This is a genomic window from Pradoshia sp. Z5_111, from assembly GCF_058267535.1.
Window position 1 is genome coordinate 208,308 of sequence record NZ_JBZCPQ010000001.1, and the last position, 17,426, is coordinate 225,733.

A 17,426-nucleotide genomic window follows, 5' to 3' on the forward strand; every position below is an offset into this window, starting at 1 on the left:
CTAACCTCCTTTTAGTATAGGTTTTGTAACCTCATCCAGAAATATACAAGTAGGGAATAAAGAAAAAATAAGATAGAGAAGACCTGTCTATTTGGTGAATTTTTCAATTAATTACTGGTCTCTAATTCCAGTTTTGGAGTATGATTAGAATTAGGGGATTCCGAGAATGATAAGGGGTTGGAATTAAGTTGTTTAAAAAGAATGTATTGTTTTTAAGTCTATGTATGATCACAGTATTAATCCTGTTCGGATGTCAGGACAAAGCAGCAGATGAAGAAATGCCAGCGATCATTGATGTCCAAGTAAAACTTTTTCCCGAGGCTGCCAAGGTGAATGAAAATGTGCTTTTTGAGGTGACCGTAACACAGGGGAATGAAAAGGTAACGGATGCTGAAACTGTCGAATTTGAATTTGGCAAACAGGATGGTTCGGATAAAGAGAAAATTGCCGTTAAGCATAAAAAGGATGGTATATACAGCCTTGAAAAGTCATTCTCTCAGGAAGGGGATTATTATATGATCCCTCACGTGACAGCAAGAGGAATGCATGCAATGCCAAAGAAAGAATTTACTGTTGCTAATTAACGAATAATGGATAATCACAGGATGATTACTCTTTCGTAAATATGATTGCTTATAGCTTGAAATAGAGGAGCAGCTTCTTTGCTGGCTCCTTTTCTGTTTACATACTAGATAGTTTGAGTGCAATTTTCACAAAGATATCCTATAAAAGTAAGAAACCTATTTACTTAATTCATTGCTAGAATAACCTTTGTAGGTGTATATACGATGAGTTTTTAATACTGAATAAATAGAATAAAGCCTAAATATGTAAATATATCTTTACATATTTGACAGTAATACAATTGATTAAACAAAAACATAAAAAGGATAACATACCTGAAGCAGATGAAAGAGTCATACATAATATTTTCCGTTTTTTTGCATTTGTATCACATATTACTTTGGCTATCTTATTGATGGGTTTAGCGGTATTCACACTTTTAGGAAATGAGTCGATTTCAATTCTTTATCTATGGATTTTTTTCTTTGCGTATATTTGGATTGTAGGTATAGGTACCTTAATCATTAAAGTTAGATGATCTTATAATCTTCTTTTATTACTGAATATTTGTGCTAACTCTATTATTAGGAGGCGTTTTTAAATGTTTAACTTCCCAAAATTAACAATGATTAGATTCACTAAACTGTTAATTCATTCCGTTATTCTTATTATCACCCTTACTTTTTTAGCTTTATTAAGTGCAGACATAATTGCGTGGGTTATCGGAAGACCTATTGAAAATAGCACAGGTTACGTAACTTTAATTACGATAATTTGGGTTTTCTTTGCTTTACAAAGCGAAAAATATAAGAAACAGTCTGTGTGAATCATTTTAATTATTAAAAATAGAATCGTATAAATAGAAGAAATCTGCGAATATCTTAGGGTAGAAATTTTCAAATGTATGTTTGTGTGATTGTTCCTTTATCTTGCCTTATTCGGCTAAACGGACAGTCATCGGAGCATTAATATCGGAAATAGAAATATGGTTAACGAGACATTTACTCCAAGTAGGATCAATGCCCCATTATATGTTGTACTCCTTATAATACAAACTGGTCAGGTAAGCACAATAAGCATGTTTAGAACAGTTACAGTCTAAATGAAGAGGTTTTCCTCCAGGAGAGTGATAACATTGTATAAAAAATGAGTGACATAAATTTTAAATATTCTATTGGTCAAAAAGTTATAGAAGTAGACACTGATAAGAATTCATTTATGCCTTCTTTTCCGAAAGATTGATGCATACACATATAGTTAATTACGTTATGCATCGATAGAAAGGAAGGGTCTATCTTGACAATTCAGGAGAATGATAAAAAGGTAATTGAACCATCTCAGGTGTACAAATTACATAGGGAAGAAAAACAATATACCGCTGAAACGCATAATCAAACAGAATTCAGGATAAAAGAGATTGCAGGATTGGATGTTGGAGAGTTTAATAATAATGCGCATATAAAAAGGGAAAATCATGAATTTGTTAATATAAAAAAAGAGTTGTTTTTTAAATCAAATGGCAATGCACATATCATTTTTGATGTCCACAAATTCAGGTATTTTACGGTTGCAACTGCAAATCCAAATGATAAAGGAATCCATGTTTCCTTATCAGTAAGCCCTGATAACACGATTTATGCCTCTTTGATTGAAAAGCGATTGGTTAACCAGGGTAAATTAGAAATATTGGATTGCCATAACAGGCTTAAATATATGAAGGTGGAATTCAATGGGAAACCGGGAGATAAAGTTCTTGTATTTTTACAGGGAGAAAAATAAAGGATAGTAAAAACTGGCCCTGTCATCCAAGCCAGTTTTTTTACCATTCAGGAATAGAAATTTCTGAATAGTTTGATTCATTCACCTTAAAGAGAATGATTTCCAGGATTTCATCCCGATATGAAGATTTCGCTCCCTTTTTTTTTACCGGAGCAGGTAGATGAAAAGAGTGTTTCTCCTCTGGATCCGGGGGTAAACCGGATAGGAGAAGCTTTGTAGAAGTATGGTATACCTTAACGTTAGGTAAATGATCCTCTTTTATTGGGATTCTAATGAAAAGATAATCATGTGTTTCCAGAATATCTACGGAATGTTTTGAATAGACCACCGTTTGCTCATCTGGTTCTGGACTTGATTTAAATTGTTGGTTGATCATTCCTCCTAATTGATCAGGTGATAGCATGGAGAATAATTGTTCCATCTGCTTTTCCATACCTGGCTGATTAAGGAACTTCATCCAATCTGGCATTTGGTTTTGATTTTTGGGAAAAAGGTTCCACGGAAACAATTGATCACCTCGACTTTCAAGAGACATATTAGGTTAACTTACTATATGCGATAAGGGTAATTGTCGTTAATGCAGAAGTCAGCTTTTGATTAACGGAAATGTCATCTTTCAATGTATAATACAGATAGTAAATACTGCCTGTAGGGGGAGAAGAAGTTGACTCGGAAAACGGCTTTAATTACTGGTTCAGCAAGAGGACTGGGCAGAGCTACAGCAAGGCAATTAGCTATGGATGGGATAAATGTCATTACGACCTATCGTACTAATCAAGACAGTTCCATCCGTGATATGCAGGAATTAGCTCAAAACTACAACGTGCAAGCTTATGCTTTGCCATATGATGTAACAGTTCAAGATCATCATCGCAAACTAATTCATCAATGCTATGAATTATGTGGTGGAATTGATATTCTGATACATAATGCTGGTCCATATATACAGGAACGTAAACCAATGATGGAATATACGGAAGAAGAATGGGAATATCTTATTAATGGGAATTTATCGAGTATGTTTTACTTAGCCAGATTGGTTATTCCCTATATGCGAGTGAATAAATGGGGAAGAATTATTACCATGGGGTTTGATCAGTCAGACCACGCTCCGGGCTGGAAATACCGTTCTGCTTTTGCTGCTTCCAAAACTGGATTAACCTCCTTGACAAAAACGCTGGCTCTGGAAGAGGCGGTGTATGGAATCACAGCCAATATGGTTTGTCCAGGGGATATTGTGGATCCTTGGAAGGAAAGCTTTCGTGTAGAAGAAGGTGTTGTATCAGAAAATGTTCCGGTTGGAAGGCCTGGAACTGGCGGTGATATCGCACGGGTCATTTCGTTTCTATGTGCTGAAGAAGCTGACTTTATTACAGGAACGGTTATTCCAGTAACAGGTGGGCAGGATGTTTTATCAAAAACCAGATAAGTTGCATTAACTTGCATGTATGCGTAATTTTTTCTCAAATATCATCGATAGATAGTAAATAAAAAAGTTCGCTTGGTTTATTCAAGCGAACTTTTTGTATGGTTAGCTATTTGAAGTGTGCACAAATTTTCTTTTTTGAACGTATAACAATCTCAATGTTAAACCAGTTGCCCCAACAGCTAGACCGGAGATTAATCCAATCCAATAACCAAATGCTCCAAGGTCGGTATAATTAGCAAGGAATATGCCAAGTGGCAGCCCTATAATCCAATAGGATAACAGGGACATAAAGAACGTGATATTTACATCCTTATAGCCTCTCAAAGCACCCTGGATTGGTGCCTGAAGAGCATCGGAAAGCTGGAAGAAGATGGCGTAAATTAAGAACTGAGCTGTTAATGAAGCTACCACAGGATCGTTAGTGTATAGAAGAGCAATATAATCTCTGAAAATAAATAAGAAGATAGCACTTATGCCTGCAAAACCAATCGCACAAAAGACACCAAGTATTGAATATTCTTTTGCTGCTTTATAATTCTTCGCACCTGCCTCATGGCCGACAATGATGGTCAATGCCATCGCAAAGCTAAGTGGTACCATATACAAGAAGGATGAGAAGTTCATGGCAGCCTGATGTGATGCAATCGTAATCGTATCATATGAGCTCATAGCCAGCGTAACTGCTGCAAAGATACTGGTTTCAAAAAAGATGGACATACCTATTGGGAATCCAATTTTCATTAATTCAACCCATTCCTTAAAAACGGGCAATGGCCATGATTTTAAAATGCCAAAACCGGAGAAAGGCTGTAATCTAATGATAATCACTGCTGCAACCAGAGTGATAACCCAATAAGTAATTGAAGCAGCGATTCCTGCACCAATACCGCCAAATGCCGGAACACCTAACTCTCCATAGATAAACATATAGTTAAGTACTACATTGACTGGGATCGCAATAAGGGTGATTAGCATGGAGACGGTAGTTTTCCCTAGTGCGTCAATAAATGAACGAAGTACATTGTAAATCATAATTGGTAAGATTCCGAATGCCAAAGCAACTAAATAACCATAGGCTATTTGATAAACATCCGGCTCAAGATTCATGCCTGTTAATATCGGTTTAAGCACTAAAGCACCAGCGCCAATTAGAATAATGGACATTGCGACAGCTACATAAATCGCCTGCATAACCGAAAAGCGAATTTTATCTGCTTTTTCTTTAGCCCCAATTAAGTGGGCGACGATTGGTGTTACTCCCAGTAAAATGCCGGCAAGTCCATTATAGAAAGGACTCCATATAGACGTGCCTATGGCTACTCCAGCTAGGTCTTCAGGACTTGCTTGCCCGGACATAAACGTATCAAAAAAGCTGATAGCGAACAGTCCCAGCTGTGTAATTAATATCGGGAGGAATACCGAAATTATTCTTGAAAAGTTACTCTTTGTAAAAATAGATAAATTCATATCCATGCCCCCCGTATAAAGTAAGTATGACAATAAAAAATTATACCACAAAATAATTCTGCTTTTTAAACTTTAATTTTTACTTAAATTGGCTGGATTATGTTTATTCAGTTATGTGTCATATTAGTTAGAATCACTCATATATTGTATAACTAATAAAACAGAGTGGAGTGAGGAGAGAATGGCATACATAGGTTCGAAGGGTTGGTATGTGGCCAAGCTAAAAGAAAATGGTATAAGAAGGCATCCTGTTGAACGGAGAAAGCTGGAGTTGTACAAAACATATATCTTGAGAAAATTATACGAACAGCAAAAGATAATAAAAGAATAAGGGGCGCTATTACGAAAAAAGGTGTATGCACAGTCTATTAGGCAGACTATGCATAACACCTTTTTTAAGCTTCTTTTATATCAAATACAGACACCTCTGCTGGTTGTCGCATTTGTGATAAAGTGAAGTGGTCCTTTGTTATCTCGAATAAATCAAATGAATACTCCCCTGAGTTGATTTCTTCATATAAGGCTTTTCGACTTTCGTTTGCAAGCATAGTATAGGGCATCTTTTGAGCTGCTTTAAAAGAACGAATATTTTCTTTCTTTATTCTCAGAAAGACCGTTTCAATCTCAAGCTCAAAAAACAATTCTTCAAAGAAATGCTGTTTAGCCAATTGGTTATATCCTTTCCCATGATAGGGTTTCCCTAACCAAGTACCTAAAAAGCCAGCCTGATTGGATACATCATAAAGCGTTATCGTGCCAATTGGATTTCCCCACTCATCGAGAATGGTACGTGAAATCAGTTCGCCACGCTCCTCAGCTTCAATCATTTGTTTAGTAAGAAAGAGATATTCTTCATATTGATGCGTTTTATGGCGCACAAAAGGGAAGACATCGGGGTGAATCATTAAATCAAACAATACAGGACAATCAGATAATTCACGTTTTTTCAACATACAGATCCCTCCGTATGAGGGCAGCCGCTAACTGCGATTTCCCCTCGAAATTTTTTAATGTAATATCAAAAAATTTCGGGGTGGGAATCGAACCCACTAGGACCATTACTGGTGGCGCACCATTTGCCTTCCCTAATTTTCGCTTATACAATTTTCAAAAATAAACTATTTCTGAAAGTATCATACAAGATTTTTTAGTAAAATGAAATAGTTTTTTTTCGTCATTTTTTGTACATTTTTTTAACAAAATTTAATGCCTATTTATCGTAAAAATAAAGTTAGAATATATTTAGGTGCTGAAGTATTAATATGACAGCTCCCAATAGAATGACATAGATAGCAAAAGGCTTTAAGGAATGATTTTTAATATATTTAATCATCCAGGAAACAGCAAGATAACCAAATATAGCAGAAAAAATTGTACCGAGAAATAAACCTTGGAATGAAATTGCTTCGACGGGTCCTGTTAATAAATCTCTACTCTTAAATAATATTCCTCCGAATATGACCGGTATGGAGAGGAGGAAGGAAAAGTAAGCCGCCGTTTCACGGTTAAGACCGCTGAAGAGGCCCGCTGCCATCGTAAAACCGGATCGAGAGATGGCCGGAAAAATGGCGGCCGCTTGGAAAGTACCAATAAATAACGCTTGTTTATAGGTAATGCTCTCTAAATTTTTATTTTGTTTGGGCATAATATCCGCATACCATAGAACAATTCCAGTTATAAGAAATTCCCAGCCAATTGTAATTCCGGATTTAGAAATACCTTCAAAATAATCATTGAATAGTACACCTGCTAAAACTGCAGGGATTGTCCCGATTATCAAAAGGAATGTCATTTTCGAAAATGGTTTTTTAAGAAGTTTTATAATTTCATACCAATAAAAAATCAGCAATGCAATAAGTGTCCCTGTATGCAGCAGGGTATCCAGTAATAATCCTGCTTCATCGAGACCGAATAAATGTCTCCCTAAATATAAATGACCCGTACTGGAGATAGGGAGAAATTCAGTAAGTCCCTGAATGATCCCCAGTACTATTGCTTTCCATTCTTCAAACAAATTAGTCAGCCTCCTCATGCAGGTTACAAAACCAAATTTTTATACTTGTCTATAGTTTCTGTATAGAGTGTATGAAGAACAGAAAGAAATCATGAAAGCTTTGAAACCTAAATGAGGAATGAATCGTATAAATTTATATAGAAATACAGGAGGTTGTAAATAATGAAAAATACAAATGATAAATTATGGGCAGTAGCCATCTATATCAGCAGTTTTTTCTTAGTGCTGGTTGGGCCGCTTGTTATATGGTTAATTAAAAAGAATGACTCCGATTTTATCGATTACCATGGTAAGGAATATTTAAACTTTTTAATCAGCTATACGATTTACTCCTTTATAGCATTTATATTGGCGTTCATCGGTATTGGTTTTATCCTTGCTTGGCTGATTGGAATATATGTATTGGTATTTACAATAGTGGCTGCTGTAAAGGCATATTCCGGAGAATATTATCAAATCCCATTAACACTTCGAATATTGAAATAGCAATAGGTGAAGACCTCGGCATAATTTTTGCCGGGTCTTTTTTATATACTATTTTGGACATGTTCATCATAGAATGTATAGATGATTGTCAGGTTTAAAAAATTGGCGGTGAAAAATCTTTGACTACTAAGCATTATTACCAAAAAATTCATAGCATATATACAGCAGAATTAGTCGCATACTTTGTAGTCGGTCTCCTCTGTTTTTTGTTTGCCTGGTTGATTGGATTGGATATCATATTAGCTGCGTGTGTTACCATCCCTTTTATAGTGCTGGTTCTTTTTTCTATTAATCGCAATTTCAGACTGAAAAACAGAATGAGAGAACTTCCGGAAGCAAAAGAGGCTGATGAGGAAGGATCGCCGCTGTCGAACAGCCAGTATTTCCTTGGATTTTTACCAGCCCCGACCCTGCATATGGCTATTTTCTCAACAGAAGGAAAGTTGGTTGGATCTCTTAAAGATAAACGGGAAAATATTTGGATGTGGCTCATTCCAGCTTTTTTACTTATTTTTTTACCGAGAAGATATGTCCTTTCAGACAGCAACGGCCATGTATTATGTGAGTATCGAAGCCATTTTGGGTTAAATGGGGATATTGAAATTTTAACGGCTAAGCAAGAACAAATAGGCAGGTATAAACAAACTAAACAACTGCGGAAAAAAAGTACAAGCAATGTGGCAAATCCATATGGAATCCGGCAATATGGCGGTGAAATCCTTCATGGATCTGAATTTATTGTTAAACAAACATATGATGAGCGGAAAATTGTGCATTATTCCTGTGGATGGATGCCGGCATACTACAGTAAACATTTTCTGGATCCCAATACACCTCTCCTGACATTTACGGAAGGAGCAACAGAGGATGAAAAGAGAATAGGCTATTGTTTTTGCCTGGATTACCTTCAGCAGCAAAACCACTGACCACTCCTATAAACATCGCTAAACTTTAGCTTGTTGCACAATATGTTTTATAATGGTGAAATAGTGAAGAGAAGTTGTTTGAAGGGAGCAGGAGAATGGATATAAAGATAATTAAAGTACATGGTTCCAACAATGATTTTTATTTAATTGATGAAATGGATACCGAGTTACCATTAACAGATGAAGAACGAGGCCAATTGGCTATAAATATGTGCAAGCGGACGGGCACTGAGGGAGCAGATGGAATTCTCTTTGTGTTGAACAGTGAGGCCTCAGATGCAAGAATGAGAGTCTTTAATGCAGATGGTTCTGAAGCATCCATGTGCGGGAATGGCCTCCGTTGTGTAGGCCGGTATGTTCAAGAAAAATTGAAGAAAAATAATCTGCTGATCGAAACGATGAAAGCTATCCTGCAGGTCGCAAAAGAGCCGGACATGTATAAGGATATCCCTACATACCGCGTCGAAATATCTCCGGTTATCAAGGCAACGAGTGCATTGCCAATGAATACTGAAATGGACGAAATCATCAATCAAAGCCTGCCGTTTATAGACGAGGATCTTACGTTCACAACTCTGTCAGTTCCAAATCCACATCTGATCAGTCTCGTTGATAAAGAGGTAATCCATTCGGATAAACAAGAGAAAATTGCAACTATGCTGAATGGAAAGAATGACTGGTTTACAGATGGTGTGAATGTCAGCTTCGTTTCCCGTCTGGAGGAAGAATCCATTTTTGTTCGCACATATGAACGAGGAGTTGGCTTTACGGATGCATGCGGAACGGCAATGTCAGCTTCAAGTCTAGTTACAAAATGGATTGATGAGTTGGCTGATGAAGCAGTTCTGCACGTCTATAATCCAGGCGGAATGGTCTTGTGCCAGGTTCATGATTTGCCAGATAAAACGTGGATTGATTTGATTGGCAATGCAACGTATGAGTATGAAACAGTTATTCAATTAAATTTGGAACCACTACATGTTAGCTTTGGAGAAAGGAAAGTCTATAGAGAAGAAGCAGAGGCTTATTCAGCATTCCAACAACATGCTAAAGCATATGTAGAATCTAAATTAGGCTGAGCCATTATCATATCGGGATAGGAGGGCAAAATGAAGAAGCAGACAAATACCTTTTTAAATGTTCATGTAATCACCTTTTTCGTATTAATCGCCCTCTTTATTGTGTGTACCATCCTTTTCGTAGATATTGCAGAGGACATAAATGGGAATGAGCTTTATCATTTTGATATGACCATCATCCAGGCTGTGCAGGGGAGTATTAATAACTTAAGCACAAAAGTCCTTACCTTTATAACTAATCTTGGATCAGTGGATGGGAATATTCTATTGGTTATCCTTTTCTCTGTGTTTTTATTATTTAAAAAACGTGTAGTAAGTGTCATATTCTTAATCATCACGACATTATCAGGCGGTTATGTTAACCATTACTTAAAATGGATTTTTCAGCGGGAGAGACCAACATTAAATCCATTGATCGAGGTAAATGGCTTCAGCTTTCCGAGCGGTCATGCTATGTCATCCTTTATCCTTTACGGCGCACTTATGATCATAACTACCAGAATCACGAAGAATCGGCCTATCAGATTGGCTGTCTATGCGATTTGTATATTTATGATTTTAACGATTGGTTACAGCCGAATCTACTTGGGTGTCCATTATCCGAGCGATGTCATTGCAGGGTATATTGCAGGATGTGCATGGCTTGCTATCATTGCAACTGTATTTACATTTGGGGAATATCGAAAAACAAAAGGTTCGAAATCGTAATAGGGGCTGTCGGTAAGCCATAATGGCTTATGGACGGCTTTTTTTCTGGAAATCCTGGCGGTCTGTGGCAAAAGGTTATTTAAGGAAATATGTGTTGTGATAATTTATAAAGTAAAATATTCTGGCATAAGTAAGCAAGGGGAGTAAATAAAAGGGATTCATTAGCAAGGATTAAGGATATTTAATTCCCTTAAAAAGACCAACAGGGTCATTATGTTATCAATAACATATATGGTATAATTTTCATACAACTACTTGGTGCGGGTGGTATGCACCTTCTTTTCCTTATATAAAGGAGAAGGGAGGTGATATACGTATGGATTTTCTAATAGCTCTGGCAAAAGATGTAGCAATGATCTTTTTCACGACCCTTGCTGCCGGCATCGCCACGCGATTCGCCAATCTTCGGCTAAAGGGCAAACGAAAAACCACCCCGCGCCGACCAAAGCATAAGGGTGGTTCCTCTAAGAATTAAGCTATTTGCATACCACTCGCTATTAGTTGTACCAGGGAGTATCCAGCTCTCTGGTTTTTAATATATGTCTATATGTTTATAATATACCCTAAATAATAGAAATTCAATCAAAACTGATGGAGCAGCTTATGGTTTTTATTGTTTCAAAAGGGTCAGATAGAAAGAGTGGCATAGGCTTGATTGGAACTTCTAATACTCACAAAAAAGTCTATTTGATGGCTGTGACATTAATAGATAAGCACGGTTTGAGCGGTTTTGTTTGAACCTTAATAGATTTAAAGCCTGTTTTGTTTAGAACCTCTTTAATCTCATCAGCAAAGGCATAAGCCTGTTCTTCAGTTGCTTCTTCCTGCCTTGGCTGTACGGTTATAGTCAGTTTTCCATTCTCTTTTAATAAAGAATGTATTTTTTGAATACAAGCCTCTTGATTTTCCCATAATGGATAACTATTTACACTGAATATTTTATCGTACACCATTGGACTCTGAATCTCGAGAACAGTTCCATTGAATAAACGAAGCTGATTGCGTTTGAGTTGTTCTTGATTACGCTTGCTTGCATTGTTCACCATTTCTTCTGATGGATCGACACCATCAATTTGAACGGTAGGGTGCTTCTTAAAAAGCGTATGCATTCCTTCACCCGGACCAAAACCAACTTCAAGCATTGTGTCATTTGGGGTAATAGACAATTGATCAAATGTCCATTCATATAATTCCTCATTTTCGTAGGCCATTATTTTACCTGCAATCTTTCCGAGGACACCAGTTGGATTTTTAAACTGATTCGTTATTATTTCCTTCATTTAACATCACTCCTACCCCATACATACCCAAAATACTAAATCGTTAACTCTTTTGGATTAATTATCAAAATAGATTGAAATAACTGAAAATTTATAGTAAATTAAGTAAATATATAATTTCATATTCTTATCTAGAGAGATGGAGGGACTGGCCCGTTGAAATCTCAGCAACCTGGATGGTGATCCAAGGTGCTAAATCCAGCAAGCAATGCTTGAGAGATGAGAGACCTTAGGAAAGAGGGCTTTCATGATGAAAGCTCTTTTCTATTAGTCTGTTTTCCTCATCAGAGAGATTAACCAACTAATTAGGGGGAAAGACAGTGAAACTCTTGGAAACGTTAAATGAAAAAATTCTCGTCGCAGATGGAGCGAGTGGAACACTTTTATATTCATTTGGAATTGATAGTTGCTTTGAAGAGCTTAATTTGACAAACCCCAATCAGATCAAAAAGATGCATAGAAGTTATATTGAGGCTGGTGCTGATGTGATTCAATCGAATACATTCGGTGCAAATTTTCATAAATTAAAGCGCTATGGCCTTGAAAGGGAAGTTTCTCAAATTAATAGAGCCGGAATGAAAATTGCGAAAGCTGCTGCTGATCCAAATACATTTGTTATCGGGACGATTGGCGGCTTGCGGAGCTTCAGGAAATCAGAATTAACACTAACGGAAATTAAGGGATATTTCGACGAACAGCTGACCGCTTTATTAGAAGAAAAGCCGGATGGCATTTTACTTGAAACCTATTATGATTTAGACGAATTATTAACGGTAATAGAGTCGGCCAGAAAAATGAGTAATCTTCCTCTTATCGCGAATATATCTCTGCATGAAACAGGCCTTTTGCAAAATGGAATGCATGTCAGTGAGGCGTTTTCTCTAATGAAAAAAACAGGCGCCGATGTGGTAGGCATCAATTGTCGGATGGGGCCTTATCATATGATTCGCTCTTACGAAGAAGTACCTGTGTTAGAGGATACCTATTATGCGGCCTATCCAAATGCCAGCTTACCTGATTTATCAGATGGAAGATATGTCTATTCGACAGAAGCGGATTATTTCATTAATAGTTCAAGGCAGCTTGTGAAGCAGGGGGTCCGGCTGTTAGGTGGATGCTGTGGTACAACTCCTGCCCATATTCAGGCCATTCGTAAAGGAATCGAAGATCTTCACCCTGTAAAGGTGAAGGATTTTGTAGCCAAGCCGAAGCATCAGCCTATATCATATGAAATCATTCAATATAAACGAAAAGGTCCAGATACAATTTCAGGTAAGGCAAAAAAACAAACGACGGTGATCGTGGAGCTGGACCCTCCAAAGACGTTCGGCCTGGAGGATTTTTTAATAGGAAGTCGCTATCTATTAGATTCAGGTGCTGATGCGATTACACTTGCGGATAATTCATTGGCATCACCGAGAATATCCAATCTTGCGGTAGCGTCGATTTTACAATCAAAATTAAATACGGTGCCTCTAGTTCACTTAACTTGTCGGGATCATAATCTGATTGGCTTGCAGTCTCATTTAATGGGCATGCATTCCCTTGGATTATCAGAGGTGTTGGTAGTGACTGGGGATCCTTCGAAAATTGGTGATTTTCCGGGCGCAACTTCCGTATATGATCTTTCTTCCATGGACCTGATTTCATTGATTAAGCAATTGAATGAGGGGCGCTCTTATTCTGGAAAATCGTTGGGCAACCGGGCAAATTTCGATATCGCAGCTGCCTTGAATCCAAATGTAAAGTACATAGATAAAGCCGTACAGCGAATGGAAAAGAAAATTCAGGCTGGAGCTGATTACTTCTTAACGCAGCCCGTGTTTAGTATTGAAAAATTAGAAGAAGTATACGCGGCAACCAGGCATATAACAAAGCCGATTTTTATTGGCATTATGCCTTTAACGAGTCACCGGAATGCAGAGTTTTTACATAATGAAGTCCCCGGTATTTCCTTGCCGGTTCATGTTAGAGAGGCGATGGAAAGAGCCGGAGCGGATAAGGAAGCCTGTGCTCGCGAAAGCTTTGCCATTTCAAAAGAATTAGTGGACGCGGCAAGTGAACTATTTAACGGTATCTATATTATTACACCTTTTATGAAATATGAATTAAGCGGGAATTTGGTTCGGTACATCAAAGAACAGAAATCAGTTGTAAATAAGGAAGTGCATCTATCATGAGAACAGAAAAATTGAAAGAGTTATTGGCTGAAAGAATAGTTATTCTAGATGGAGCAATGGGAACCATGATTCAGGCACATCAATTAACAGAGGTTGATTTTGGCGGAGAACAATACGATGGGTGTAATGAGTATTTAACGCTAACCCGCCCGGATGTAATCCAATTGATTCATGAAGAGTACTTGGCAGCTGGGGCGGATATTATTGAAACAAACACATTCGGGGCAACGCCCATTGTACTGGATGAATATGATCTTGGTCACCTGGCATATCAGCTAAATAAGGAATCAGCTCAATTGGCTCGAAAAGCAGTTGAACAATTTGACAGTCCTGATAGTCCTCGCTTTGTCGCAGGCTCAATGGGACCTACGACCAAAACCTTATCCGTAACAGGCGGAGCTACTTTTGAACAATTGGCAGATTCATATGAAGAGCAAACGAAGGGCCTGCTTGATGGGGGAGTTGATTTGCTTCTCTTGGAAACATCGCAGGATTTATTAAATGTGAAAGCAGCTTATATTGGAATGAAAAGAGCATTCGCATCTTTAGGCAGGGAAATACCATTGATTATCTCAGGAACAATTGAACCAATGGGAACTACTCTAGCTGGTCAAACCATTGAAGCTTTTTATATATCGTGCGAGCATATGAATCCTCTTGCAATCGGGCTTAATTGCGCAACCGGTCCCGAGTTCATGGCTGACCATATCAGGTCTTTATCTGAATTAAGCACTGCAGCAGTAAGCTGTTACCCAAATGCGGGATTACCGGATGAAAATGGCCAATATAATGAATCACCATCTTCACTAAGCAAGAAGATTAAACAATTTGCCGAAAAAGGATGGATTAATCTTGTTGGTGGCTGCTGCGGAACGACTCCTGACCATATCCGAGCTATTAAAGAAGCGGTTACCGGAATTGAAGCGAGACAAATGAAAGGCAAACAGGGCAATCATGCTGTCTCTGGTATTGATGCCTTAATCTATGATGATTCAATGAGACCTTTATTTGTAGGTGAACGGACGAATGTAATCGGGTCCAGAAAGTTTAAGAATTTGATTAAGGACAGGAAATTTGAAGAAGCGTCTGAGATTGCCAGACAGCAAGTCAAAAAAGGAGCCCATGTAATAGATGTTTGCCTGGCTGATCCAGATAGCGATGAAGTGTCTGATATGGAAGCATTCATGAAAGAAGCAGCTAAGAAAATCAAGGTCCCTTTTGTCATCGATTCAACCGATGAACTGGTTATTGAAAAGGCACTCCGCCATTCTCAGGGTAAAGCAATCATTAATTCAATTAATTTAGAGGATGGGGAAGAACGTTTTGAGAAAATTGTTCCATTAGCAAAAGAGTATGGTGCAGCCTTAGTTGTTGGAACAATTGATGAAAAAGGGATGGCCGTAACAGAAGAACGGAAATTGGAGGTCGCCCGCAGATCGTATCAGCTGTTAACAGAAAAGTATGGAATTGCTCCGGAGGATATTATTTTTGATCCGCTTGTTTTTCCGGTAGGTACTGGTGATGAACAATACCGGGAAGGCGCTGCGGAAACGGTCAAGGGACTGGCGGCCATAAAAAAAGAGCTTCCGAGAACATTAACAATTTTAGGCATCAGTAATGTATCGTTTGGATTGCCGAATGAGGGAAGAGAGGTCCTGAATGCCGTTTATTTATACCACTGTACAAAGGCTGGCTTGGACTATGCAATTGTCAATACAGAAAAATTAACCCGATTTGCTTTAATCCCTGAGGAGGAAGTTAAATTATCAGAGAATCTTTTGTTTTATAACTCTGAAGAATCTCTTGCTGAGTTTGTTGCTTTTTATAGGACGAAAAAGCCAGTTCAAAAGGAGACAAAAGAAAAACTGCCATTATTGGAGCGGTTGCCTGAATATATTATCGAAGGGACAAAGGATGGGTTGAAGGAGGATATTGATGAAGCTCTTGCACAAGGGATGGAGCCACTTGATATCATCAACGGTCCATTAATGGCCGGTATGTCGAAGGTTGGGGAACTATTTAATGATAACCAGTTAATCGTAGCTGAAGTATTGCAAAGTGCGGAAGCTATGAAAGCAGCCGTTTCGCAGCTTGAACCATTGATGACTAAATCAGGTACAACGTCTACAAAAGGAAAAATGGTGCTGGCAACCGTTAAAGGGGACGTACATGATATCGGGAAGAATCTCGTTGATATCATCATGAGTAATAATGGCTATGAAGTGGTTGACTTAGGAATTAAGGTAGCTCCGCAAACCTTGATTGAATCCGTCCGAAAGGAGAACCCAACTATTATTGGCTTGTCAGGCTTGTTAGTAAAATCAGCCCAACAGATGGTTATTACCGCTCAGGATTTAAGAGAAGCGGAAATTGATGTTCCGATTGTAGTAGGAGGAGCAGCTCTTACCAGGAAATTTACAAGGGGGCGAATTGCTCCTGAATATAATGGACCAGTCTTTTATGCAAAGGATGCCATGAATGGACTTGATTTAATCAATCAGCTCCATGACGAAGAGAAAAGACCATCCTTTCTAGCTCAGCTGGAGGCAGAAGCGAATAAGCAAGCAGAAGTGATTTCGATTGAAACAAAAAGGGATATTCAAGTGGCAGAAAAACGTGAAAAAACAGTGAAGGATCAAGAGAATATACCAGTCCCCGAGGACTTAAACCGGCATATTCTCCAGGATTACCCGCTATCTTTGGTATACCCATATGTGAATAAACAAATGTTATTTGGCCATCACCTTGGAATGAAGGGGAAAGTGGATCGATTGTTTGAGGAAGAGAATCCAAAATTATTAGAACTTGCAGCCATAGTTGATGAAATTCTCGAAAATAATCAGATTAAATTGTCAGCTATGTATCAATATTTCCCTGCTAAAAGTGATGGAGAAATTCTAAAAATCTGTTCTCCAGCTAATCCGGACGAAGTGCTCGAAACGTTTAATTTCCCGCGCCAAGCCAAAAAGCCGTATCTATGTTTATCTGATTATGTAAAGGACCAGGAGTCAGGTGTACAGGATTATGTAGGATTAATGATTGTTACAGCCGGTAAAGGTATAAAGGATATAGCAGAAGAGTGGAAAAAGGAAGGACAGTATTTAAAAAGCCATGTCATTCAAGCACTGGCGCTCGAATGTGCGGAAGGTCTGGCAGAACGAGTCCACCATCTTATGAGAGATGCCTGGGGAATCCATGACTCTATCGATATGACCATGAAAGAACGATTGAGTGCTAAGTACTTGGGTCAGCGTTATTCGTTCGGATATCCAGCCTGCCTGAATCTTGAAGATCAGGAAAAGCTGTTCAGGTTGCTGAAACCAGAGGATATCGGAATTCAATTGACGGAAGGGTTTATGATGAATCCTGAAGCATCTGTTTCGGCAATAGTTTTTTCGCATCCGGAGGCGAGGTATTTTAATGTGGGGCGGGAGGAGTAACGAGATAACGTAAAGGCATAGATAAACGGCCTTCTAAGCCATCGGTCGGGAGTTCGAATCTCTCTTCGGATGTA

16 protein-coding genes and 1 riboswitch are annotated in these 17,426 nt (G+C 38.2%); of the genes, 11 read left to right on the plus strand and 5 right to left on the minus strand.

What is annotated here, in order from left to right; all coding sequences use genetic code 11:
* Window positions 1-188 precede the first annotated feature (188 nt).
* Together AC4D4A_RS01150 and AC4D4A_RS01155 are read left to right on the plus strand one after the other, a co-directional pair.
* Complete coding sequence (locus tag AC4D4A_RS01150) at window positions 189-584, plus strand: FixH family protein (RefSeq protein ID WP_490994193.1); 396 nt, start codon at window positions 189-191, stop codon at window positions 582-584.
* A 1,276-nt stretch (window positions 585-1,860) separates the two neighbouring features.
* Window positions 1,861-2,343, plus strand: a complete 483-nt coding sequence (locus AC4D4A_RS01155) for a DUF6385 domain-containing protein (RefSeq protein WP_490994194.1) — start codon at window positions 1,861-1,863, stop codon at window positions 2,341-2,343.
* A gap of 40 nt (window positions 2,344-2,383) precedes the next feature.
* Here AC4D4A_RS01155 and AC4D4A_RS01160 read toward each other — a convergent pair whose 3' ends face one another.
* A complete protein-coding gene (locus AC4D4A_RS01160; protein WP_490994195.1) occupies window positions 2,384-2,878 on the minus strand; it encodes an Hsp20/alpha crystallin family protein in 495 nt (164 codons plus the stop codon).
* Between the two features lie 129 nt (window positions 2,879-3,007).
* Between AC4D4A_RS01160 and AC4D4A_RS01165 the strand changes: the two genes are divergently transcribed.
* On the plus strand, window positions 3,008-3,772 hold the full coding sequence (locus AC4D4A_RS01165) for an SDR family oxidoreductase (protein WP_490994196.1): 765 nt from the start codon (window positions 3,008-3,010) through the stop codon (window positions 3,770-3,772).
* Window positions 3,773-3,874: 102 nt separating this feature from the next.
* Here the strand turns inward: AC4D4A_RS01165 and AC4D4A_RS01170 are convergent, their stop codons facing one another.
* Window positions 3,875-5,239: an MATE family efflux transporter gene (locus AC4D4A_RS01170; RefSeq protein ID WP_490994197.1), complete on the minus strand. Its 1,365-nt coding sequence runs from the start codon at window positions 5,237-5,239 to the stop codon at window positions 3,875-3,877.
* 181 nt (window positions 5,240-5,420) lie between these two features.
* Here AC4D4A_RS01170 and AC4D4A_RS01175 point away from each other — a divergent pair, with 181 nt between their 5' ends.
* Window positions 5,421-5,570 (plus strand): YflJ family protein, encoded by a 150-nt coding sequence (locus tag AC4D4A_RS01175; RefSeq protein ID WP_490994198.1) that lies wholly within the window; start codon window positions 5,421-5,423, stop codon window positions 5,568-5,570.
* A 64-nt stretch (window positions 5,571-5,634) separates the two neighbouring features.
* Here AC4D4A_RS01175 and AC4D4A_RS01180 read toward each other — a convergent pair whose 3' ends face one another.
* Both AC4D4A_RS01180 and AC4D4A_RS01185 read right to left on the minus strand, forming a co-directional pair.
* Window positions 5,635-6,192: a GNAT family N-acetyltransferase gene (locus AC4D4A_RS01180; protein WP_490994199.1), complete on the minus strand. Its 558-nt coding sequence runs from the start codon at window positions 6,190-6,192 to the stop codon at window positions 5,635-5,637.
* Window positions 6,193-6,470: 278 nt separating this feature from the next.
* Complete coding sequence (locus tag AC4D4A_RS01185) at window positions 6,471-7,253, minus strand: undecaprenyl-diphosphate phosphatase (RefSeq protein ID WP_490994200.1); 783 nt, start codon at window positions 7,251-7,253, stop codon at window positions 6,471-6,473.
* A gap of 162 nt (window positions 7,254-7,415) precedes the next feature.
* On the opposite strand from AC4D4A_RS01185, the gene AC4D4A_RS01190 reads away from it, so the two are divergent.
* From AC4D4A_RS01190 to AC4D4A_RS01210, 5 genes are all read left to right on the plus strand, one after another.
* Window positions 7,416-7,739 carry a DUF4870 domain-containing protein gene (locus AC4D4A_RS01190; RefSeq protein ID WP_490994201.1) on the plus strand — a complete coding sequence of 108 codons (324 nt, stop codon included), beginning with the start codon at window positions 7,416-7,418 and terminating at the stop codon, window positions 7,737-7,739.
* 119 nt (window positions 7,740-7,858) lie between these two features.
* Window positions 7,859-8,665 carry a hypothetical protein gene (locus AC4D4A_RS01195; protein WP_490994202.1) on the plus strand — a complete coding sequence of 269 codons (807 nt, stop codon included), beginning with the start codon at window positions 7,859-7,861 and terminating at the stop codon, window positions 8,663-8,665.
* A gap of 95 nt (window positions 8,666-8,760) precedes the next feature.
* Complete coding sequence (gene dapF / locus AC4D4A_RS01200) at window positions 8,761-9,744, plus strand: diaminopimelate epimerase (protein ID WP_490994203.1); 984 nt, start codon at window positions 8,761-8,763, stop codon at window positions 9,742-9,744.
* A gap of 30 nt (window positions 9,745-9,774) precedes the next feature.
* The gene (locus tag AC4D4A_RS01205) at window positions 9,775-10,452 is read left to right on the plus strand and encodes a phosphatase PAP2 family protein (RefSeq protein WP_490994204.1); all 678 of its coding nucleotides are present in this window, start codon (window positions 9,775-9,777) and stop codon (window positions 10,450-10,452) included.
* A 316-nt stretch (window positions 10,453-10,768) separates the two neighbouring features.
* Window positions 10,769-10,927 (plus strand): hypothetical protein, encoded by a 159-nt coding sequence (locus tag AC4D4A_RS01210; protein ID WP_490551420.1) that lies wholly within the window; start codon window positions 10,769-10,771, stop codon window positions 10,925-10,927.
* Between the two features lie 208 nt (window positions 10,928-11,135).
* Here AC4D4A_RS01210 and AC4D4A_RS01215 read toward each other — a convergent pair whose 3' ends face one another.
* Window positions 11,136-11,732 (minus strand): class I SAM-dependent DNA methyltransferase, encoded by a 597-nt coding sequence (locus AC4D4A_RS01215; protein ID WP_490994205.1) that lies wholly within the window; start codon window positions 11,730-11,732, stop codon window positions 11,136-11,138.
* Between the two features lie 124 nt (window positions 11,733-11,856).
* Window positions 11,857-11,958: riboswitch (SAM riboswitch) on the plus strand.
* A gap of 94 nt (window positions 11,959-12,052) precedes the next feature.
* On the opposite strand from AC4D4A_RS01215, the gene AC4D4A_RS01220 reads away from it, so the two are divergent.
* Entirely contained in the window at window positions 12,053-13,912 is a 1,860-nt protein-coding gene (locus AC4D4A_RS01220; RefSeq protein WP_490994206.1) for a bifunctional homocysteine S-methyltransferase/methylenetetrahydrofolate reductase, read from the plus strand.
* Entirely contained in the window at window positions 13,909-17,352 is a 3,444-nt protein-coding gene (metH, locus tag AC4D4A_RS01225) for a methionine synthase (RefSeq protein WP_490994207.1), read from the plus strand. The genes AC4D4A_RS01220 and metH overlap by 4 nt, the downstream gene beginning before the upstream one ends.
* Window positions 17,353-17,426: the final 74 nt, after the last annotated feature.

Bases quoted from the DNA above. Each gene is read 5' to 3' on its own strand.
- metH (WP_490994207.1), top strand. From the start codon at position 13,909: ATGAGAACAGAAAAATTGAAAGAGTTATTGGCTGAAAGAATAGTTATT.
- AC4D4A_RS01175 (WP_490994198.1), top strand. From the start codon at position 5,421: ATGGCATACATAGGTTCGAAGGGTTGGTATGTGGCCAAGCTAAAAGAA.
- AC4D4A_RS01160 (WP_490994195.1), bottom strand. From the start codon at position 2,878: ATGTCTCTTGAAAGTCGAGGTGATCAATTGTTTCCGTGGAACCTTTTT.
- AC4D4A_RS01180 (WP_490994199.1), bottom strand. From the start codon at position 6,192: ATGTTGAAAAAACGTGAATTATCTGATTGTCCTGTATTGTTTGATTTA.
- AC4D4A_RS01190 (WP_490994201.1), top strand. From the start codon at position 7,416: ATGAAAAATACAAATGATAAATTATGGGCAGTAGCCATCTATATCAGC.
- AC4D4A_RS01215 (WP_490994205.1), bottom strand. From the start codon at position 11,732: ATGAAGGAAATAATAACGAATCAGTTTAAAAATCCAACTGGTGTCCTC.
- AC4D4A_RS01170 (WP_490994197.1), bottom strand. From the start codon at position 5,239: ATGAATTTATCTATTTTTACAAAGAGTAACTTTTCAAGAATAATTTCG.
- AC4D4A_RS01205 (WP_490994204.1), top strand. From the start codon at position 9,775: ATGAAGAAGCAGACAAATACCTTTTTAAATGTTCATGTAATCACCTTT.
- dapF (WP_490994203.1), top strand. From the start codon at position 8,761: ATGGATATAAAGATAATTAAAGTACATGGTTCCAACAATGATTTTTAT.
- AC4D4A_RS01210 (WP_490551420.1), top strand. From the start codon at position 10,769: ATGGATTTTCTAATAGCTCTGGCAAAAGATGTAGCAATGATCTTTTTC.